Here is a 20,526-nt window from a genome sequence, read left to right as displayed (position 1 = left end):
TTTTGTTTTGAAGATTACACATGATGATAAACAAAACCGCCATAAAGGTATTTAGTGGCTTCGGCACCGAGTACCGCCACCTTGTCACCTGCTTTTAATCGTCCTGAATGAATCAACCTCGATAAACTGACCCAAATAGCGGCTGAACCTAAATTACCAAGATTCTTGGCATCATTGATCACTCGCTCTGGTGAAATACCTAATGCTTTTGCCATAAGCACATCAATATGTCCATTGGCCTGATGAGGCAAAATATATGCAAAATCATCTAGCTGATAGCCTCGGCTTTGCAGTGCTTGCCAACCTAACTCAAACAACTGACTACCTTGGTCTCTCACAGCTTGGGTGTTGTGATGGAATCGAGCCATTTGTTTTGTCCCGACATCATTAGCCCCGCCATCAAGATAAAAACCTGGTGGTTTTTGATATCCAATTTGACCTAAATAAATATCAGATATTTTGGCAGCCTGTTCATCTTGAGGCCCTAGCACTACTGCAGCTGCACCATCCCCCATTTGTACATAATTAACCAATTGTTCGGTATCGATAAAGTCGTTATCCATATCAAAATAAACCGAGCCTGTTTCTACCCCTACTATTGAAACGGGTTGCTGATTAACAGCGCAAAAGGCCGACGCAATTTGTAATCCGTTGGCAAATCCCGTACAAGCCTGTCTAAGTTCTAAATAGGGACCATGAAATGCCATTGCATCTGCAAGCCATGCTGCATTGGGAGGGACTTGTGTATGAGGTGTGCATGTGTGGCTGAGTAAATAATCTAACGCTTCAATATCAAGGTTTGCATTCACTAAAGCTTGAGTCAGTACTTGCTGACTAAGCTCAATACTCGAAGGAGATGTTGAACTGGTTGGGGTCGATAGATCTCTGACTAAATGGCGCCCCTCAATACCCAAACGCTTCGCAATGGTTTTAGCTTTTCGCGCTGCAAGTCTCCCGCACTTTTGAGACAAGGCATTTAGTAGCGCTTCATTATTGATATTTGTATTAGGCAATTGATGAGAAATGCCTAATAGTGATAGGTCATGCTGTGCAAATTTTACTGCCATTTTTCCTCCAATTTATGTTGGATAGCATCTAAGCAAATCCCCATATTTTCAAATGAGTGATGTTGGCTGGTGAGTAATTGAAAAAGCTCATGTGTGATTAAGGATTGTTGCTGATAAAAGTCGTCATTTGTCGCCCCTAATTCGATGGCATGATGACGGCTAATGTATACATGCTTGGCTTCGTCTTTTTTAATCAAGCCACATAACACACTAAAAGGGTGCTCTCCTCCAAGTTTGCTGGTTTCAAATGCTTGCATAATTTGGGTGACACATGTATCTAAAATAGCAATACGAACAAAGTGTTGACTGTACTCATTTACTCGACCTAAACCGCTATAAAACCTTTTTGCCAACCGTTGAACTTGGCGGGTATCTTCTATGTATGGAAGCTTATCCGATACTGTTTGTAAGGCTATATCGTGACGACACTCGTCAGACTCGACTTCCATTAGTGAAGTCACTATCTTGCCATTCCTTTGTGGTGTCTGTGTTGATAATTTTTTATCTAAGTTTTGAACATGTAATCTAATAATTTCTTGATTAAAGACCAACTGAGCCGACTGCTCACCACACAGTAATAGGGGTAATAAACGTGCCATTGATTCCGTTTGGTTATCAGAAAATAAAAGTGGGGTTTGAGCCTGAAGATTTATCCAATCTTGAAGCCTAAGTGCATTATTGCCTTGAGTAACCTTTGGCAAAGCTTGCTTGCCAAAACAACGTTTAATCTTAATTGTCATTAATGCTTTGTCTCCGCAGTTGATAAATAACAGGCAATACGAAAACATCAAAAATCCATGCCAATAGAATCACCATACAAGACAACAAACTTAGCTGTGCAATAGGCGCAAAATCTGACGCTAATCCAATGCCAAAACCCAGTACTAAAGTTAAACTGGTAAAACAAATCACCGGAATAACGCCCGCATAATGCATCCAAAATAATTGCAGATAAGTTGCACGACTTTCGATATCAGATGTTTGTGGCTCAGGTAACTTCAACAGCAAATGCAAAGTATCATCAACAATAATCCCAAGCATGATGCCTAATACGACCGCACTGCCAATACTGATATACCCACCAACCAGTTGCCAAATAGCGAACACCCAAAGCAAGGGCAAAAAGTTAACCATTAACCCCACCAAAGCAAAGTATGGGCTTTTTTTCAAAAAGCCTAACACTAGGCTTAGGACCACTAACGCAATACCAAATGACCACAACATACTGTTTGCGTTATGAATGGATAAATGAGCGAACAATAAACTACTGCCTAATGCTGGGCTTACTGATAAAGCGGTTTTATTTGCAGCAAGCCATGCAGTTGTTTTGGCTTCGAACGCTAACATTTGCTGCGCAGTGAGGGAGGTTAAATAAACGGTGATTAAACTCGATTGATATTGTGATGAGATTTCTGCTTCGAGCCCGATATCGCTGACGCTATGTTGTGTCATGATCCGTTTAAGCTGACTTTGCGATAATCCGGCACTTTTTACCCAATCACCAATATGGGTGACATGGTTAACTTCTGGCTGTTGTTGCAAAAAGCGAGCAAATTGGAATAAAAAGCCCAGATATTGCTTGTCATACATAGGAACAGAACCAGTCCCCACCTCAAAATACAATGGATTTATGCCAAAAAAATCTTGCTGCATAGTGAGTTTAGATTGAGTAAAGGGGTTATCGTCAGGAAAGTAATTAAGCGGATCATCATTAAGCTCAAGTTTACTGGCACTTAATAAGGCCAATACTGAAACGAGTCCTACCACCATGATAATTGACTTTGGTAATAACGCCGCTCGTTTGGCTAGCGTCACCACAGGATTAACAAAGACACGTAACTTGCCATCAGAATAGTTCTGATTAGCCTTGCTCACGATAGTCACCAATAAACTGTGACAAAGTAGATAATGGCAAGCCACGGCAATGGCCACTAATATCCCAAAAACTTGTATCGGTGGTGAAGGACTAAAAGTGAGTAAACCAAAACCCAATATGGTCGTCAGTGTTGCGTACAGTAGGGGTTGTTTATTATGTGAGAAGCTAAAAATTAGCGGATTATTGTCACCCGCTTTTATTCCTGCTTGCCAGCCTAGGTATAAATGCGCTGAGTAAGCCAGTGATAAGGTTATAATTATCACTGGTATAAATGCACTTATCGCGGCAATAGTAAGGTTAAACCAACCTGCGACTCCAAGTACTATAGCTAAGGTCACTGCACAGTTAAGTGCGATAGCAAAAAGCCATAATCTAGCTTGAATAAAAAATAATGCCATTAGACCGATAATGACAAATAAGCTGGGTGCAAACCAACTTAGGTCATGGCGTAACACCTTGGCATATTGCCAATTGAGCGCCTGTTCACCTGACAACAAAACCTTCACAGCACTTTGAGCTTGATTGAATTTAGGCACAAGGTTCGCTGTCGCTGCCTTTGCTGACCAAAATGACTCAGAGATACCTTGCAAACGATCAATACTTTCCAAACGCCACAGTGCCTCTGTTGAATATTGCTGCATATCGTTTTGACCAAACTCAATACTCAGGATAATAGCTTTACCATTGTCAGATAACACCAAAGGTAAGCGAGGATGTTGTTTATAACTTAAAAGCAGGCTATCGCTTATTGATTGATTTTGACTTGAAAATTGCGAGTGAGTTAATGATTGAGTGAGTGCTTGCTTCTGCCCCGTAACCACAGAAGACTCGTTTACAAGTGGCAGACGTTCAATAAATGCAGCATAACCCCCTATCGCGCTGATATGCTGATCAGATTGTAAATATTCAATAAAATCAAGTAATCGACTTTGCTGCTCAGGTTGTCGCCAGTCTTGCTCATTTTCCAATAAAAGCAGTAAACCATCTTCGCGGACAAATGTTTGCTGAAGTTGATTTAGTCCAACAAATCCTGCGTCATCATGGCCAAAATAGTCGTTAAAATTAACATCAAGATCAATCTTCGTTGCCCCAATGATACTGAGCTGCACCAATAGTAATACGGTAGCCCACACCCCAAAAGGGTGTTTTTGCGAGCCAGCGATTAATGACAATTGCCAATTCAAATGACTATTTCCTCATACTGCTATTAAGTTTTCTATTCAGTTACCTTAATAGACCTTATAATCTTGTTTTATTGTTCAGCAAGTTACAAAAAAGTTAATAGTTAATGCGATAAACTGATATTTCCAAACATGCTAGCAGGAGTATTCAGCACCACCACCTTAACGCTAGTCAGCATAAAGCCTCGATACTCTCCCCAATGAACCCATACGTAGCGTTTTCCGGATAGACTTATTCATAGCTGCTTTATTAACAAATAGCTTATGATTTAGGCCTTTTGTGGAAATCTTGTTCAAACAAGCTAAAAAAAACAGTTATCAATAAAAAAAAGTTGACTCCAGACTGCAAAAAACGTTTAATTGCGTCCGTCGCCCGAATAGCTCAGTCGGTAGAGCAGAGGATTGAAAATCCTCGTGTCCCTGGTTCGATTCCGGGTTCGGGCACCATATTTAGATTTGGTGGCGAAAGCGACCAAATAACGAAAAAGCCTCGCAATGCGAGGCTTTTTTGTATCTGTTAATAATTGCAGTAAAACTGACAAATACCCTCGCCGGCTTTAGTCATAATAACCTTAGGCAACCATTAAGCTGCCTACAGTTTGATGATGAGTGAGTTAATCATCTACTCACCTAACACTTTAGGTGCGTGAAACAAGCTCGTCTTTGTTGTGATTCTCTGTTAGCGAATTACCTGTTAGAAACGTCTTGTTAGCGTGCTTCTTAATAACTGGTTGTTGGCTATGCAGGTTCAATATAATCAACCAACATCTGCACAGTTTGGTTTCCCCTAAACTCATTGACATCCAGTTTATACGCAACTCTAGCGTGCTTAATTGTGGCGTCAGGCCAAGTTTGTAAATCAACATTGAATGCAATAGCATCCATCATCACTGAGCCGCAGTCGGTTTCTAACACCAATTTCAAATGTTTCTCCCCCACGATACGTTGTTGAATCACGCTGAAATAACCATCAAATAATGGCTCTTCAAAAGACTGTCCCCAAGGACCAGATTCTCGTAGTAAGAAAGCCGTTTCTAGGTTCATCAACGCTATCGGCAATTCACCATCAGATAAGATCTCACCCGTTAACTGTTCAGGCTTTAACAATTCACGTACGGCTTTATCGTATGCTGACTGAAATAATTCAAATGCATCTGCACGAAGTGATAATCCCGCCGCCATCGCATGACCACCAAACTTGATAATCATCTCAGGGTGGCGGCTATTAATAAGCTCTAACAGGTCTCGCATATGCAAGCCTTTTATTGAACGTGCAGAGCCTTTAATTTCACCCTCGCCAGCATCAGCAAATGCAATCACAGGGCGATGATATTTATCTTTGATTCTTGAAGCTAAAATACCAATCACACCTTGATGCCAGTCATCCTGAAACAAAGCAAGTCCCCAAGGTAAATCTGATTCATCAAGGCTTAATGTTTGCAGAGTTTTTAACGCTTCTTGTTGCATTCCCGCTTCAAGCTCGCGACGCTCACCATTTAAGCCATCAAGCTCATCAGCCATTCGCCTTGCTAACATCATGTCTTCACATAACAATGTCTCAACACCCAGCGCCATCTCATCTAAACGACCGGCAGCGTTTAATCTTGGCCCGACAGCAAATCCAAAATCTGATGCAACAATACGTTGTGGGCTTCTTTTTGCGACTTCCAGTAATGCTGTAATGCCTACACGACAACGCCCCGTCTTAACTCGTTGTAAACCCGCTTGCACCAAAATACGGTTGTTACTGTCAAGCGACACCACATCAGCAACCGTGCCCAAAGCAACAATATCAAGTAAGGAACCAAGGTTAGGCTCAGCAATGTGTTGCTGTTGATACCAGTCTCTTTGGCGCAGCTCTTTCCTAAGCACTGACATCAAATAAAACGCAACGCCAACCCCAGCAATAGACTTACTGGCAAATTCACAACCGTTTTGGTTAGGATTAACTATCGCATCTGCATCGGGGAGGGTTTGTCCAGGTAAATGGTGATCAGTTACAACCACCTGCATACCTAATTGTTTAGCGGCTGCAACACCTTCAATAGATGAGATGCCGTTATCGACCGTAATCAATAACTGCGCTCCTTTAGACTGAGCAACGGCAACAATTTCAGGACTTAATCCATAACCATAATCAAAGCGATTTGGAATAAGGTAGTCAACATGCTTGGCTCCCATCATTCTTAATGCAATCAAACACACACTGGTCGATGTTGCGCCATCAGCATCAAAATCTCCCACTATCAAAATCGACTTATCAGCAGCTATCGCATCAGCAATAATCTTCGCCGCAGTGTCAATGCCGAGCATGGTTTCTGGTCTAAGTAACTTCGACAAACTCAGTTCGCAGCCTGCTAAATCGACTCCACGTCGAGCATATAACTGTTTTAGTAATGGATGCATAGATTGCGGTAAATGACTGTCATCTACCTGAGTTCGGCGAACAATTTTGTGGGCCACAAACACACCTTATTTTAGTGGAGTAATCGACACGTTAAGATAACAAAAAAGGCGAACCAATGGCTCACCTTTTTCGGTTATAACGATTATTCTAAAGCTGTCGGTATTAGAGATTAGTTTTAATGGTATTTAATAATGCTGACGGTGGTTGGTAACCCGGCACTAACACCCCGTTTTCTAAAACGATTGCAGGTGTCCCATTGATACCAAATGCTTGACCAAGGCGGTATTGCTCCTCGATGTTTGCATCGCAGCTTGCAGCTTTTACATTGCCACCCGTTTTAGCATCAGTCATAGCTTGTAGCGGATCTTTAGCACACCATACCGCTTCCATTTCTTGGGCATTTGCTGATGGAATACCTGCACGAGGGTAAGCTAAATAACGAACTGTAATGCCCAAATCGTTATAACCGTCCATTTCTTGGTGTAACTTACGACAGTAACCACAATCCACATCAGTAAAGATGGTTACGACATGTTTTTCATTTTTCGCTTTGTACACCAACATGTCGTCTTCAAATGGCTTGAGCATATCAACACGAGGGCCCGCTAATGCAGCCTCAGTTAAGTTTTGCATGCCATTCTTTAAATCATACATATTGCCATGTAGTAACTTAGTGCCATCTGGAGAAACGTACAAAATGCCACGGTCAGTCAAGGCTTGATACAATCCGTCAATCGGTGATGATTGAATTTTCAATACATTAACGCCAAGCACATCAGAAACCTGCTGTTTCAGCTCTGCTTCATTGGGAATATCTGAGGCTGATGCGGCATGTAATAGTGGCGCAACAGCAAGGGTCATAGCAAAAGAGAATGCTTTTGTTAACTTCATTAAAAAATCCTATTTGATAAAACTGATGAGTCAGCTAATTACATAGACCAGAGTTTGACGGCAAAAGTTACAGAGAATGTCATATTAAAGCAACTATATCCCGCTCATTGCTGGCGATATGTATCAATTTTTATGTAACAAGAGACATCATGCACAACGCATTAGCCCCTTGGATGATGCTCACTATGTAACTGCTGTAGTCGAGCCTTGGCAACGTGGGTGTATATTTGCGTGGTAGATAAGTCGCTGTGTCCTAATAACAGCTGAACTACCCGTAAGTCAGCTCCATGATTGAGTAAATGGGTAGCAAATGCATGCCTTAGGGTATGCGGAGATAATTGACTATTGATGCCAGCTCGCACTGCATAACATTTAATACGATGCCAAAAAGTCTGTCTTGTCATCATTTGTCCACGTTTGGAAGGAAACAAAACATCGCTTTGTTTATTGTTCAGTAATGTAGGGCGTGCAGCGAGCAAATACTGCTCGATTTCGGAAATGGCTAATTCACCAAGCGGCACTAAACGTTCTTTGCCGCCCTTACCGACAATGCGCACTAAACCTTGTCTAAGGCTAATTTGCTCTATGGTTAAGCTGACCAGTTCAGTAACCCGAAGGCCTGTGGCATACAATAACTCCAGCATGGCTTTATCACGGCACTCTATTGGGTCGTCAATATCGGGCTCTGCGAGTAAAGCATCTATTTGGGTTTCGCTTAATGCATCAGGTAATTTACGCGCTAACTTAGGTGACTCAATTAAGCTAGTTGGGTCGATATCAATCAGTTGTTTTACTATCAAATAACCATAAAATCGCCGTAAACTGCTCAGCAATCTTGCCGTTGAGGTTTTAGCAAAATTTTCTGCCACTCGATAAGCTAAATAATCTCGAATCACTAACTGATCAACATTAATGAGTTGATGTTGCTGACTCAACACATATCGCTCAAAATGACGTAAGTCAGTTCGATAAGAGCCTAACGTGTTATCACTTAACCCTTTAGCCGACCAAAGTTCATCTAAAAATGCATCAATAAGGGGATCTGCTTGGTAATTATCAGTCACAAAAATTCCTAAAAAAACGGCGCCACTTCACCTGAAGTAACGCCGCTCTAGTGTAACTAAATTTAGTTTACAAAGACAAAACTAAGCTCATAGGGATAATCTAATCATCACCATAAAGATTGTCTGTCATCTTTATTAGCTTGTTGCTGCCGTTGCGTTTTTCGCTGGGACAAATAAACACGCAACCATGGCAATACCAACTGGCAGTAACCAAGCCATACCTTCGCTATGCAGTGGCATAAAGCTTAAAAAGTCAGTGTTCATTCCTGCCGCTTTTAAACCATCGAAAATACCAAAGAATAGTGCAACAGATAACACAAGACGATGCGAAAACTCTGGGCGAGCAAAACGTTCAGTTAAAAAGGTGATTGCCACTAATGCAATTGCCACAGGGTAGATGGTCATCAACACAGGAATACTGATGTTAATTAGCTGAGTGAGTCCCACGTTCGCAACGGTTGCACATACAACACTGAAAAAGATAACGAAAGCTTTGTAAGACACTTTAGGCATGAGTTCGTTAAAGTATTCAGAACACGCTGTAATTAGACCAACTGCAGTGGTTAAACAAGCGATACTGACTACCGCTGCTAATAATACTGTACCCATAGTGCCAAACTCATGGGTCACATAATTTGTCAGAATTTGGCCACCGTTTTCAGCGCCTTTAGCAATATCACCCGCTGTAGCACCTAAATAAAATAGTGAAATATACACAAACGCTAACCCTGATGCTGCAATAATAGCTGCACGCACAAGATAACGAGTCTGGGCTTTAGATTCTGTGACACCTTTCTTACGTAAAATATCAATAATCAACATACCAAAGATCACTGAGGCAAGTGTATCCATGGTGTTGTAACCTTCTAAAATGCCTTTAGAAAGTGGACTGTCAATATAGTCACCAGTAGCAGCACCGATCGCAGCGCTTGGCGTAGCAATCACTGAAACAGCTAAACCAACAAGTAAAAAGATTAAGATTGGGGTTAACACTTTGCCGACACTATCGAGTAATTTACCAGGGTAAAGTGATAGCACCATTGCGATGACAAAAAAGGCTACTGTATAAAGCAACTGCGCTTTGTTCAGTGTCAATGCACCTAGTTGGATCATCGCATCGGCATTATCTAAAAATGGGCGAGCACCAATTTCAAATGCAACTAAACCTGTGCGGGGAGCGGCAAACGCAGGGCCAATGATAATGTAAATTGAGACAGCAAGTGCTGTAGCAGCAAAAGCAGGTAGCATCGCCATGACTTTACCATTCGCTTTAGCGACAGCGATAAGACCTGCTAGAGGTAAACCTACAGCAGTGACCAGAAACCCAATCATCGCTAGCGTCATATTCTCGCCAGCTAACATGCCTGCAAAAGGTGGAAAAATTAAGTTACCTGCACCTAAGAAAAATGCGAATGTCATAAAGCCTAAGCCTAATGTATCGCCAATACTCATATTATTGTTTTGCACTAAACGCCCCATCTTGTTGTTTTGTTTTTTAACAAACTTAAGTGATTCACTGCTAATTAGCTACTGCTAATCAAAAACGACCTGTAAGAATGTAAACTTATAAATACACTTTATCTCATTAAAAACTACTCACAAATGGTTATAAAAAAGCCATTTTTCAATTTTTCGAATACCCATTTGTGAGTCGTATTTCATTTTTTGCCATTTAAACGCGTTAAACACGACTAAACGGGTAGGAACTAATAGCAAAACATCTATCGATAAACAAGCGCAAACCCAGCAGAATAGCAAATTAGCTGTTATCAGAAACGAAGCGTAAAGCCCACAAAACATTCCCGCTACAGAGCAACCACATCAAGCTAAAAGCACAACAAAAAAGCAACACCAATAAAATTGGGAAAAAACCGTAAAACCGTTACCATAAGCCGTCAGCCATATAAGCGAAGTATTCATGCCTTTTACATTTAAACAGTTTCATATTGATGATAGTCATTGTGGTATGCCCGTTAGCACAGATGGGGTCATATTAGGCGCTTGGGCTGCATTGCCTGATACGCAAAAAATACCTACAGCACAACTATTAGATATTGGTGCAGGAAGTGGCTTGCTCAGCTTAATGCTCGCTCAGCGCATGAATAACCAAGATTGTAAAATCAGCGCGGTAGAGTTAGAAGATGGCGCTGCTGTTGATTGCCAGCAAAACTTTAGTCAAAGCTCTTGGTCAGAGCAGCTTTCATTACATCACATGAGTATCCAGCAATTTTTGCTTGAACATCAGCAAAAGCGCTGCGCTCTGTTCGATACAATTATTTGTAACCCGCCTTACTTTGAACATGGGCCTCAATCAGACTCAAGTCAGCGTGCTACAGCAAGGCACACAAACCAGCTCAGTTTTAAAACCTTGCTCAGCCATATTCAACAATTAATGACACCATCTGGACAAGCGAGCTTGATTATTCCTCAGCAAAGCGAGGCTGGTATTATGCAAGCGTTAGATGACACGCAACTGTCGCTGTCAGAGCGAACGAGTATTCGCACCGTTGAAAACAAAAGTCCTAGCCGGATTTTATTGCAACTTAGCCACCAAGCTAGTTTCCATCGCTTAATTCACTCTGATTTGATTATTGCGGATAAACAAGGTCAGTACACTCCTGAGATGAGCCAGCTGTGTCGCGACTTTTATCTGAAACTTTAACGAGAGTTTCATCATATAAAAGTCATTTAAAACCGATTCCTTGCTCGCTGAGATCCAGAACTTAGGTTATAATGTCCGGCTATCAATCAGTGAGACCCAAAGCGCATGCTATTTGAAGATTTTGATCTAGACCCACGCCTATTAGACTCTCTAAAGGCTATGGGACATTTAAGCCCTACTACCGTTCAACAACAAACATTGCCAATGGCGATGGAACAACGGGATATTTTAGCTAAAGCGCCTACAGGTACAGGTAAAACGGCAAGCTTTTTATTGCCGGCATTACAACACTTGATTGACTTCCCTCGCCGCTTTAACGGTCAAGCTAGAATTTTAATTCTGACGCCTACTCGTGAGCTGGCCAGCCAAATTCATCGTTATGCGTCTCATTTAGCGACCGATCTTGATTTAGATATCGGTATTATTACCGGCGGCGTACCTTACGGTCCTCAAGAAGAGCAACTTGAAGAGAATATCGATCTATTAATTGCGACGCCTGGTCGCTTGATGGAATATTTAGATAAAGGTCAATTCGAAGCGACAGAAGTTGAAATGCTCATCATTGATGAAGCTGACCGTATGCTTGATATGGGCTTTTCATCAGTGGTTGAAACCATTGCTATTGAAGCCCAGGGCCGCAAGCAAAACATGCTGTTCTCCGCCACGCTTGAAGGCAGTGGTGTTGCTCGTTTTGCACATGTTTTACTTGAAGATCCTGTTACCATTGATGTTGATTCACCCCGCAGTGAAAAAGCGAAAATTCATCAATGGATACATTTAGCGGATAACAACGCCCATAAGTTTGCCTTGTTGTGTAATTTGCTCCAACAAGAGTCTGTAAAGCGCACCATCGTATTTGTTAAAACCCGTGAAGTTGTTGCTAGCTTAGAAGGCTTGCTATTAAAAGCAGGTATCCCTTGCGCTTTCTTACGTGGTGATATGGAACAAAAGAAACGTTTCCAAGCATTAAGTAAGTTCAGTAAAGGTGACGTGAATATTCTTCTTGCGACTGACGTTGCAGCACGGGGAATCGATATTGACGGTATCACTCATGTAATTAACTTCGATATGCCTCGCTCTGCTGATGCTTACGTACACCGAATTGGTCGTACTGCACGTGCAGGCGCAAAAGGTACAGCTATTTCGTTAGTTGAAGCCCACGACATGCGTATTGTGAGTAAAATTGAACGTTATATCGAACAACCGTTAAAACGTCGCTTTATTGATGGCTTAAGACCTACCCATAAAGAGGCCAAAGTACCAGGCAAGAAAAAAGACAAAAATAAGTCTGCAGCGAAGAAATCTAAAAAGCCTAAAAAGAAGAAAAAATAAATTTTAATTAACGAAGCTTTAATGCTAAAGCCCTGAATATTTTCTATATTCAGGGCTTTTTTATGGCAAAAAATCCATTTGATAGCGCATTAAACTAGCCTCAAAGTGAAATAAACTTTATGAAACATTTAATTTACATCTAACACTTTTTCTCTACTGGTAACTCTGTTAATTTAGAGCCTATAGCACTCTAATAACTCACAAAAATCTCTTTTTAAAATGACTGTTCGAGATTGAGTTATATAAAGTCACCATTTTCGATAAATAAGTATGGATACGCCCATCAATGAAAAGACTGTTAAGAATTCTTTCTCCATTCATCATTTTATTTGTTTTTATTGGCCTCGCCGTTGTTTTATTCAGTACTCGTCAGGCTCCTGAGCAAAAAGAAGATCAACAAAAAATCCCTGTCGTTGATGTGCTCACTGTTGAACAAAAGACCGTGTCTCTCAACTTGCCTTCCTATGGTGTTGTTAGCCCCAAATATAAAACCCAACTCGTCACTGAAGTACAAGGTCGATTAATCAGCCTTGATCCCAGTTTTGTTGCTGGCGGCATTGTTAGACAAGGTCAAGCTTTAGCACAAATAGAACCTTCAGATTATCAAGCAGACTTTATTCAAGCTGAAGCCACATTGGCACAAGCTAACGCTGCGCTAAATGAAGAAATCGCTCGTGGTGAAGTAGCAAAAATTGAATTTAAAGATTTTGATAACGGTTTACCGCCTGAGTTAGGTTTGCGTATCCCGCAATTGAAAAAAGAACAAGCAAATGTCAAATATGCTAAAGCCGCATTAGCTCGAGCTCAGCGCAATTTAGAAAGAACCGTTATTCGCGCACCATTTGATGGCATTATCAAAGCGCGTAACGTTGATTTAGGCCAATATGTTTCTCTAGGTACTAATTTAGGCGAGCTCTACGATATCAGTATCGCAGAAGTGCGTTTGCCGCTAACCAATAATGATTTAGCTTACTTAGAGTCGGTTGATAACCCTGACACGTTAGTGACGTTAAGCGCGTCACTTGCGGGTAAATCTTTTGAATGGCAAGGTAATATTGTCAGAAGCGAAAACGTGATTGACGAGCAAAATCGAATGGTTTATCTCGTCGCAGAAGTGAAAGATCCATACCTGCGAAATAACCAATCTTCCGATGAACTCCCACTCAAATACGGCAGTTTCGTCACCGCAATTATCAAAGGCAGAACAGTAGACGGCATTGTTAAACTGCCGCGTTATGTTGTTCGCCAAGATCAAGTTGCCATTGTCAAATCGGACAACACCATTGAGATTAGAAAAGTAAACATTGTACGAACTGATATCGAAAATGTGTTTATTAAAGATAGTCTTGCAACTGGTGAGCGTGTTTCGATTACTGACATTAGTAACCTAGTGTCTGGCCAAAAAGTAAAACTACTTGGTGAAAACTCAGATAGTGATGACCTTGCGCCACAAGATGCACCTGACAATATTGATGAAATATCATTAGCAGGTGAGCAAAATGGATAATAAAAAAGGAATTATTTCTTGGTTTGCCCGCAACAGTGTTGCCGCCAACCTATTGATGTTTGCCTTACTTATTGGCGGTTTATTCAGCTCTTTTTTGATCAACAAAGAGGTCTTCCCTAGTTTTGAGCTTAATCTTCTCAATATCTCTGTAGCCTACCCTGGCGCGGCTCCTCAAGAAATTGAAGAAGGGATTAACATCAAGATTGAAGAGGCCATTCAAGATATTAGTGGTATCAAAAAAGTCACTTCAGTTGCCAGCGATAGCATTGGAACGGTAACCATTGAAGTCGATGATGGCTACGAAGTGCAGCAAGTACTTGATGAAGCTAAGTTGCGTCTTGATGCAATTGCCACATTTCCAGATAACATTGAAAAACCTAACATTTATCAAATAAAGCCTGAAAACAACGTCATATGGGTGTCAGTTTATGGTGATATCAGTCTTCATGAAATGAAGGAAATGGCTAAAGTTATTCGAGATGACATCACAGGCTTACCTGCTGTAACACGTGCCCAAGTAACAGGGGTTCGTGATTACGAAATTGGCATTGAACTGTCAGAAAACAAATTACGAGAATATGGTTTAACTTTCTCTCAAGTTGCGCAGGCGGTTCAAAACTCATCGATTGATTTGCCTGGGGGCTCAATACGAGCACAAGATGGTGACATCCTGTTGCGAACTAAAGGCCAAGCTTATACTGGCGAAGACTTTTCTCAGATTGTAGTGACCACACGACCTGACGGCAGCAGAATTATGCTTCCAGAGGTTGCTACGATTAAAGATGATTTTGAAGAGCGATTAGAATACACCCGCTTTAATGGTAAGCCCGCAGCCATTATTGAAATAACCAGTATTGACGATCAAAATGCTTTGGCTATTTCAGAGCAAGTCAAAGCCTATATTGCCGAGCGTAAAGAAACCTTACCCGCTAACATCAAATTAGATACATGGGGTGATTTAACCCATTACCTCGAAGGCCGCTTAAACATGATGCTATCAAACATGTTTTATGGTGCCTTATTGGTATTTCTCATTTTAGCGTTATTTTTAGATCTTAAACTGGCGTTTTGGGTCATGCTCGGTTTACCCGTTTGTTTCTTAGGTACGATACTGCTCATGCCAATTGAGCCGTTTAATATGTCGATTAACATGCTCACCTTATTTGCCTTTATTTTGGTGCTGGGCATTGTGGTTGATGATGCCATTGTCATCGGCGAAAGTGCCTATACTGAAATCGAAAAACATGGTCAGTCACTTGATAATGTCATTACTGGCGTGCAGCGCGTAGCAATGCCAGCAACCTTTGGCGTTTTAACCACCATTGCGGCATTTATTCCTATGATTATGGTGTCGGGTCCAATGGGAGTGATATGGAAGTCCATTGGCATGGTGGTTATTTTGGCTTTGGCTTTTTCTTTAGTGGAATCTAAATTGATTTTACCTGCGCATTTGGCTCACATGAAAGTGAAAAAGAAGCGCCCTCCCACCAATTTTCTGTCTAAATTTAAAGTCAGCCTTAACGAAAAACTGCAGTACTTTATTCAACATAAATACCGTCACTTTTTAGGCCGCTGTATTGAGCAGCGTTATAACGTGGTAGCGGTATTTATTGGGGTACTTATTCTGTCATTAGCTTTGCTTGCTAGTGGTAAAGTACGCTGGGTTTTCTTCCCCGATTTACCGTCAGATTTCATTCAAGTACAACTTGAAATGGAAGAAGGCAGTTCTGAACTCAATACCCTTGATGTCGTGCAAAAAGTGGAAGAAGCCTTGTACGCCATGAATGATAAATATGCCCGAGAAACAGGTGAAGATGTGGTTAAACACAGTTTTATCAATATGAGTTCTCGAAGCTCAGCTTTTATCTTTGCTGAGTTATCTAAAGGGGAAGACCGAGAAATCGATGGCGTTACCATTGCAGAAGAGTGGCGCAAACAGCTGCCAGAGCTATTGTCTGTCAAAAAACTCAATATTGCTGCGAGCACGAACGAGTCAGGCGGTGACATTTCATTTAGATTAACCTCAAATGACTTAGCTCAGCTCTCTGAAGCATCGAAAGAGCTCAAGCAAGAACTCGCAACATATGAAGGTGTCTATGATATTTCAGACAATTTCTCATCTGGTAGCCAAGAAATACGCTTGAATATTCGCCCTGAAGCAGAAGCTCAAGGACTGACGCTTTCAGATTTAGCTCGCCAAGTTCGTTATGGATTTTATGGCTATGAAGCCCAACGTATCTTGCGAAATAAAGAAGAAGTTAAAGTAATGGTGCGCTATCCATTAGAGCAACGTCGCACCATTGGCCATCTTGAAAACATGCTGATTCGTACCCCTCAAGGTGTCGCTGTGCCCTTCTCTACTGTTGCAGATATTGAATTAGGGCAATCTTTTGCTTCTATTACCCGTGTTGATGGTAAACGAGCCATCACCATTAGTGCTAATGTGAATAAAAACACTGTCGAGCCTTCAAAAGTGGTGGGCGAGATCCAAGGGGAGTTTTTACCTGAGTTAACCGAGAAATATCGAGATGTGAATGCATCACTCGATGGCGGAAGCCAGGATGAGCAAGATGCTATGTTAGGTCTAGTACAAGGCTTCTTTTTTGCGATGTTTACCATTTATGCCCTAATGGCAATTCCGCTAAAATCATACACCCAACCTATGATCATTATGTCAGTGATCCCTTTTGGTATGATTGGCGCCTTATTCGGGCATTTCATTTTAGGCATCTCAATGAGTGTATTGAGTCTGTGCGGTATCGTGGCGCTGGCAGGGGTTGTGGTCAATGACTCATTGATTTTAGTCGACTTTGTTAACCGTTCTCGTAAAGAAGGCTATTCATTACTTGAATCAGCAATAAACTCAGGGTGCTATCGGTTTAGGGCCATCATTTTAACCTCTATGACGACCTTTGTCGGCTTAGTGCCTATTTTGCTTGAACGAAGCTTACAGGCACAAATTGTTATCCCAATGGCTGCATCACTAGCATTCGGGATTTTATTCTCGACCGTGGTCACGCTAATTTTAGTACCCGTGCTTTACATTATTCTTGATGATGCGAAAAGTTTAGTTAGACGCATTTTCAATTGGTGGTGGCAACCTAAAAACGACGATGAAGTTTATCGTTGACCGACCCTCTATTAGGGATACCCCTTTAATGAGACTCGTTTCATAGATAATCTCTTAATGGATAGTTTCTTGGTGGCTAGTTTCTTGGTGGATAGTCTCTTAATAGATAGTCTCGTAATAGATAGCCTCTGAACGAAAATAACTCAGCAATTCAACTGTTAACAACAAAAAGGAGCCTAGGCTCCTTTTTTATTGTCAATTTTTTTGCGAGATGATTAGGATAAAATTAATCAACCATCAAGCCTCTTCATGATCATAGTCATAGTCATAGTCATAGCCAGTATCTTGATGATTTGCGAGCTGTGAAACAGTTATCCCTTAGTGATTCCATTACAATAAATCACTTAATTCTGTACCGAGCAAAATCGATGACTGTTGAAGCTGAACCTCATATCACCACTGAAGACACTCACCCAATAGCCACATTGGTTTATGACATCCGCGATAGCCGCTACCTCAACATTACTGGTCGCTGCACATTGAGATGTCAATTTTGCCCTAAGCATAATGGTTCAAAGCAAGTTCATCAGTATGAGTTGTCGCTTAGTACACAAGTGAAGCCAGAAGACATCATCCCTTTGCTTGGTAAGGTAACGTCCTTTGATGAGTATGTGTTTTGTGGCTACGGTGAACCCACCCTTAATTTGCACACCTTAATTGTTGTCGCAACCCATATCAAAGCCGCAGGCGGTAACGTTAGAGTGAACACCGATGGATTAGGTAACTTATTTCATCGCAGAAATATTTTGCCAGAGCTTGCTCACTGTGTTGATAGTTTATCAATCTCGCTGAATGCCAACACTGAAGCCCTGTATATTCAACACTGTAAGCCTAAACTTAAAGGGGCTTATGAAGCATTACTGGAATTTATTAGCCTAGCGCCAGATTACATTGGACAAGTGCAAGTATCTGCAATTAATGGGCTTGAAAATGTCGATATTGAGCAATGCAGGCAACTTGTTGAACAGCGAGGTTGTGAGTTCAAACAACGTGAGTTAGATGTCGTCGGTTAGTGCTGATTTATGTTAGTAATAAATTAGTTAAAAAAGCTTTACTGAGGTCAACCTATTCACGCTTTCGTGATAACATCACCTTATCAAGATTGTGAACCTAAGTAAGCGAATGTTTAAAAGACAAACCAACAAAAATGTCTCAAAATTTCTGCTCATTTCTGCGCAAGATATTCAATGGAGTCGTCAACAAGTACTGGCATTATTAAGCCAAGTTTCTGTGATGCTCATTAGTATTGTCATTTTTACCACCCTGTTATTAAGTTTAGGTGAACGCAGACTTCAAGAAGATTGGGCAGCTAAGCGCTACAGCGAACTGCAAACCGTTGGAACACTCGCCTCTGATAAAGTTAACTTCCTGCAGTTTCGCACCCAAGCATTTTCTAAAGCTGAATTGATGAATCAATATTTGAGTAACCCTTCTGAGCTACAAAAAGAAAAGTTACTTAAAAACTGGGATGGCTTATTGACCCATATTCCAGAATTATTGGGGTTAAGCTTATTTGATCCACAAGGCAATCCAAGACTTAAAACCACTAATGCTTTTGATAATGTTGCCTTACCTACAGTGGTGGTTAACCATGATAAAACCATGGGCGGTAACGACATTTATTCGTCACAAATTCAATTTGTGTCAATCAATGGCAAGCTAATTCCCTACGTTTACCAACTTGCTTGGATTGAAAACCCAGACCAAAGTATTCGAGGTTATTTGGTTACGTATAACTCCATATCTGAAGTATTACAGACAATTAAACCTGCCTTTTTTAATCATCATTCACCGTTATTATTATTTGGCTCACAAGGCATGTTATATGCGGGCGCATCACAAGAGCAGCCCCTCAAAAAAATCCCCACAACCTTAGGCAGTAGCATACAACAAACCTACCCAGAACTGTGGCAACAAATGGCCAATACCAATTTTGGCCAATATCATAACGAACTGGGTACTTTTGTATTCTTAAAAGTGGAATTAGCAGCTAATAATTCAGCGATTAGAGAATACTATTTAATGTCATATATTCGCCACGAAGACATTGCCGCTAGGTTTGAACAATGGCGTTATATATTAATCTTTTTCGGCGTCCTGATAGGCTCGCTTGCCACTGCGCTGTTATATACAAGACATCGATACCAGCTAGAGAAAAATGCCAATGTGAATAGCATTAATTTAGCCAGTAGTTTATTTAGAAACCAGCAAAGCTGCTTAATTGTTAATAGTAGCGGCCGAGTATTAAAAGCAAACCGTCAGGCAGCTAAAACGCTATCTGTTGAAATTGAAGCATTATTAGAAAGACGTTTGCAACGAGTACTACAACTTGAAGATGATGTTTATCAATCCCTCACTGACGCCATGGAAAATGGTAAGCATTGGCAAGAAATCGTTAGCATTAATGAAGATAGTTGTACTATTACCGTGTCGGCTCAACCAGGTAAAACCCAATTAAAAAGTGAGCGCTACTGGGTTGTAACTTTTGAAAATATTACCGAACTAACCTCAGCTAAACAGCAAGGCTATTTTTATCAACTGCTATCAGAAAGTAATGTCGCGACAGCATTAACTGATACCAACGGTCAGTTGCTCAAGTTTAATCACAAGTTCAAAAAACTATTAGATATCGAAGCCGACAGTCAAGACAATGTGATGGAACTACTCGGAAAAGAGTTCTCTCAGCAATGGGCCGATATCAACAGCCGATTAAGTTTACAAGGTAAATGGAAGGGGCAAATATTTGCTGATGCTGATACTCGCTTTGCCAATAGTTTGAAAGCCAGTATTCAAGCTGAGCATAATCTTGATGGCGAGATTGAATATTTAGTGGTGACACTACAAATACTAAAATTGCAAAAATCATTACAACAACTTCCTAGCCAGCAAGCGCCGTTAAGTTCGATGGTGGTGCCATTATCTGAACTCGAAGTGCATTTTAGTACGTTAACAGAGCCAAATAGAGAGCAAACCTGTTTACTGATTATGGATATCAACCCTGAAGGGTTAATCAGCCACATTAGCGATATCGATCATCTTGAGAAGCGTCAAAAAGATATTGAAATGCAATTATTGATTGATTTACCAATAGGATTTCAAATCGCCCATTGGCGTTTAGGTTCGTTGGTCATACTGTTAACATCCAGTGACTCTGTTCAAGCCCATAAATATGCAATGAGCATCATGGACAGGTTAGAGCAAAATGAGTTCAATGAAGGCATAAACATTGGTATCGCTGGCTACCCTGAGCCTCAGTCGTTTGAACATTACTTGAGTAATGCTGAAGTCGCGTTAAAAAGAGCAAAGCAAACGGGTAATCAGAACATTTGCCAAGCGTTTACTCGAAAAGCATAAAACAAAAAAGCGGGATAAATGACAAGATTTATCCCGCTTTTTTATCTATTTATAA

13 protein-coding genes and 1 tRNA gene are annotated in these 20,526 nt (G+C 41.0%); 7 read left to right on the top strand and 7 right to left on the bottom strand.

Annotation, left to right across the window (positions count from 1 at the left end; all coding sequences use genetic code 11):
• Window positions 1-14: 14 nt before the first annotated feature.
• From J8L86_RS07530 to J8L86_RS07520, 3 genes are read right to left on the bottom strand one after another with little or no spacing between them, the layout of a single operon-like run.
• Window positions 15-1,067, bottom strand: a complete 1,053-nt coding sequence (locus J8L86_RS07530) for a 3-oxoacyl-[acyl-carrier-protein] synthase III C-terminal domain-containing protein (RefSeq protein ID WP_211029587.1) — start codon at window positions 1,065-1,067, stop codon at window positions 15-17.
• On the bottom strand, window positions 1,058-1,807 hold the full coding sequence (locus J8L86_RS07525) for a hypothetical protein (RefSeq protein ID WP_211029585.1): 750 nt from the start codon (window positions 1,805-1,807) through the stop codon (window positions 1,058-1,060). Before J8L86_RS07525 ends, J8L86_RS07530 begins: the two co-directional genes overlap by 10 nt.
• Window positions 1,797-4,127: an RND transporter gene (locus J8L86_RS07520; protein ID WP_211029583.1), complete on the bottom strand. Its 2,331-nt coding sequence runs from the start codon at window positions 4,125-4,127 to the stop codon at window positions 1,797-1,799. Before J8L86_RS07520 ends, J8L86_RS07525 begins: the two co-directional genes overlap by 11 nt.
• A 368-nt stretch (window positions 4,128-4,495) precedes the next feature.
• Here J8L86_RS07520 and J8L86_RS07515 point away from each other — a divergent pair.
• A tRNA-Phe gene (locus J8L86_RS07515) sits at window positions 4,496-4,571 on the top strand.
• Window positions 4,572-4,862: 291 nt separating this feature from the next.
• Here J8L86_RS07515 and recJ read toward each other — a convergent pair.
• From recJ to brnQ, 4 genes are all read right to left on the bottom strand, one after another.
• Window positions 4,863-6,587: a single-stranded-DNA-specific exonuclease RecJ gene (gene recJ, locus J8L86_RS07510; RefSeq protein WP_211029582.1), complete on the bottom strand. Its 1,725-nt coding sequence runs from the start codon at window positions 6,585-6,587 to the stop codon at window positions 4,863-4,865.
• Between the two features lie 106 nt (window positions 6,588-6,693).
• Window positions 6,694-7,422 (bottom strand): bifunctional protein-disulfide isomerase/oxidoreductase DsbC, encoded by a 729-nt coding sequence (gene dsbC, locus J8L86_RS07505; RefSeq protein WP_055025176.1) that lies wholly within the window; start codon window positions 7,420-7,422, stop codon window positions 6,694-6,696.
• Window positions 7,423-7,583: 161 nt separating this feature from the next.
• The gene (xerD, locus tag J8L86_RS07500; RefSeq protein ID WP_211029580.1) at window positions 7,584-8,486 is read right to left on the bottom strand and encodes a site-specific tyrosine recombinase XerD; all 903 of its coding nucleotides are present in this window, start codon (window positions 8,484-8,486) and stop codon (window positions 7,584-7,586) included.
• 135 nt (window positions 8,487-8,621) lie between these two features.
• Window positions 8,622-9,965: a branched-chain amino acid transport system II carrier protein gene (gene brnQ, locus J8L86_RS07495; RefSeq protein ID WP_055025174.1), complete on the bottom strand. Its 1,344-nt coding sequence runs from the start codon at window positions 9,963-9,965 to the stop codon at window positions 8,622-8,624.
• A gap of 439 nt (window positions 9,966-10,404) precedes the next feature.
• Here brnQ and J8L86_RS07490 point away from each other — a divergent pair, with 439 nt between their 5' ends.
• From J8L86_RS07490 to J8L86_RS07465, 6 genes are all read left to right on the top strand, one after another.
• The gene (locus J8L86_RS07490; RefSeq protein WP_211029578.1) at window positions 10,405-11,148 is read left to right on the top strand and encodes a methyltransferase; all 744 of its coding nucleotides are present in this window, start codon (window positions 10,405-10,407) and stop codon (window positions 11,146-11,148) included.
• 105 nt (window positions 11,149-11,253) lie between these two features.
• The gene (gene srmB, locus J8L86_RS07485; RefSeq protein ID WP_055025172.1) at window positions 11,254-12,480 is read left to right on the top strand and encodes an ATP-dependent RNA helicase SrmB; all 1,227 of its coding nucleotides are present in this window, start codon (window positions 11,254-11,256) and stop codon (window positions 12,478-12,480) included.
• Between the two features lie 286 nt (window positions 12,481-12,766).
• Window positions 12,767-13,987, top strand: coding sequence for an efflux RND transporter periplasmic adaptor subunit (locus J8L86_RS07480; RefSeq protein WP_065109555.1), 1,221 nt, complete (start codon window positions 12,767-12,769; stop codon window positions 13,985-13,987).
• The gene (locus tag J8L86_RS07475; protein ID WP_211029576.1) at window positions 13,980-17,117 is read left to right on the top strand and encodes an efflux RND transporter permease subunit; all 3,138 of its coding nucleotides are present in this window, start codon (window positions 13,980-13,982) and stop codon (window positions 17,115-17,117) included. The genes J8L86_RS07480 and J8L86_RS07475 overlap by 8 nt, the downstream gene beginning before the upstream one ends.
• A gap of 368 nt (window positions 17,118-17,485) precedes the next feature.
• Window positions 17,486-18,130, top strand: a complete 645-nt coding sequence (locus J8L86_RS07470) for a TatD family nuclease-associated radical SAM protein (protein ID WP_211029574.1) — start codon at window positions 17,486-17,488, stop codon at window positions 18,128-18,130.
• Window positions 18,131-18,239: 109 nt separating this feature from the next.
• Window positions 18,240-20,471, top strand: a complete 2,232-nt coding sequence (locus J8L86_RS07465) for a PAS domain-containing protein (RefSeq protein WP_211029572.1) — start codon at window positions 18,240-18,242, stop codon at window positions 20,469-20,471.
• Window positions 20,472-20,526: the final 55 nt, after the last annotated feature.

Source organism: Shewanella sp. MMG014 (assembly GCF_018100775.1).
GTDB classification, from domain to species: domain Bacteria; phylum Pseudomonadota; class Gammaproteobacteria; order Enterobacterales; family Shewanellaceae; genus Shewanella; species Shewanella japonica.
Note: the sequence above shows the minus strand (reverse complement) of the source record. Positions and strands in the feature narration are given on the sequence as shown.

Excerpts from the sequence above, each read along its gene's own strand:
- J8L86_RS07475 (WP_211029576.1), top strand. The coding sequence starts at position 13,980 with ATGGATAATAAAAAAGGAATTATTTCTTGGTTTGCCCGCAACAGTGTT.
- srmB (WP_055025172.1), top strand. The coding sequence starts at position 11,254 with ATGCTATTTGAAGATTTTGATCTAGACCCACGCCTATTAGACTCTCTA.
- J8L86_RS07525 (WP_211029585.1), bottom strand. The coding sequence starts at position 1,807 with ATGACAATTAAGATTAAACGTTGTTTTGGCAAGCAAGCTTTGCCAAAG.
- J8L86_RS07470 (WP_211029574.1), top strand. The coding sequence starts at position 17,486 with ATGACTGTTGAAGCTGAACCTCATATCACCACTGAAGACACTCACCCA.
- dsbC (WP_055025176.1), bottom strand. The coding sequence starts at position 7,422 with ATGAAGTTAACAAAAGCATTCTCTTTTGCTATGACCCTTGCTGTTGCG.
- J8L86_RS07480 (WP_065109555.1), top strand. The coding sequence starts at position 12,767 with ATGAAAAGACTGTTAAGAATTCTTTCTCCATTCATCATTTTATTTGTT.
- J8L86_RS07465 (WP_211029572.1), top strand. The coding sequence starts at position 18,240 with ATGTTTAAAAGACAAACCAACAAAAATGTCTCAAAATTTCTGCTCATT.
- J8L86_RS07490 (WP_211029578.1), top strand. The coding sequence starts at position 10,405 with ATGCCTTTTACATTTAAACAGTTTCATATTGATGATAGTCATTGTGGT.
- J8L86_RS07530 (WP_211029587.1), bottom strand. The coding sequence starts at position 1,067 with ATGGCAGTAAAATTTGCACAGCATGACCTATCACTATTAGGCATTTCT.
- brnQ (WP_055025174.1), bottom strand. The coding sequence starts at position 9,965 with ATGGGGCGTTTAGTGCAAAACAATAATATGAGTATTGGCGATACATTA.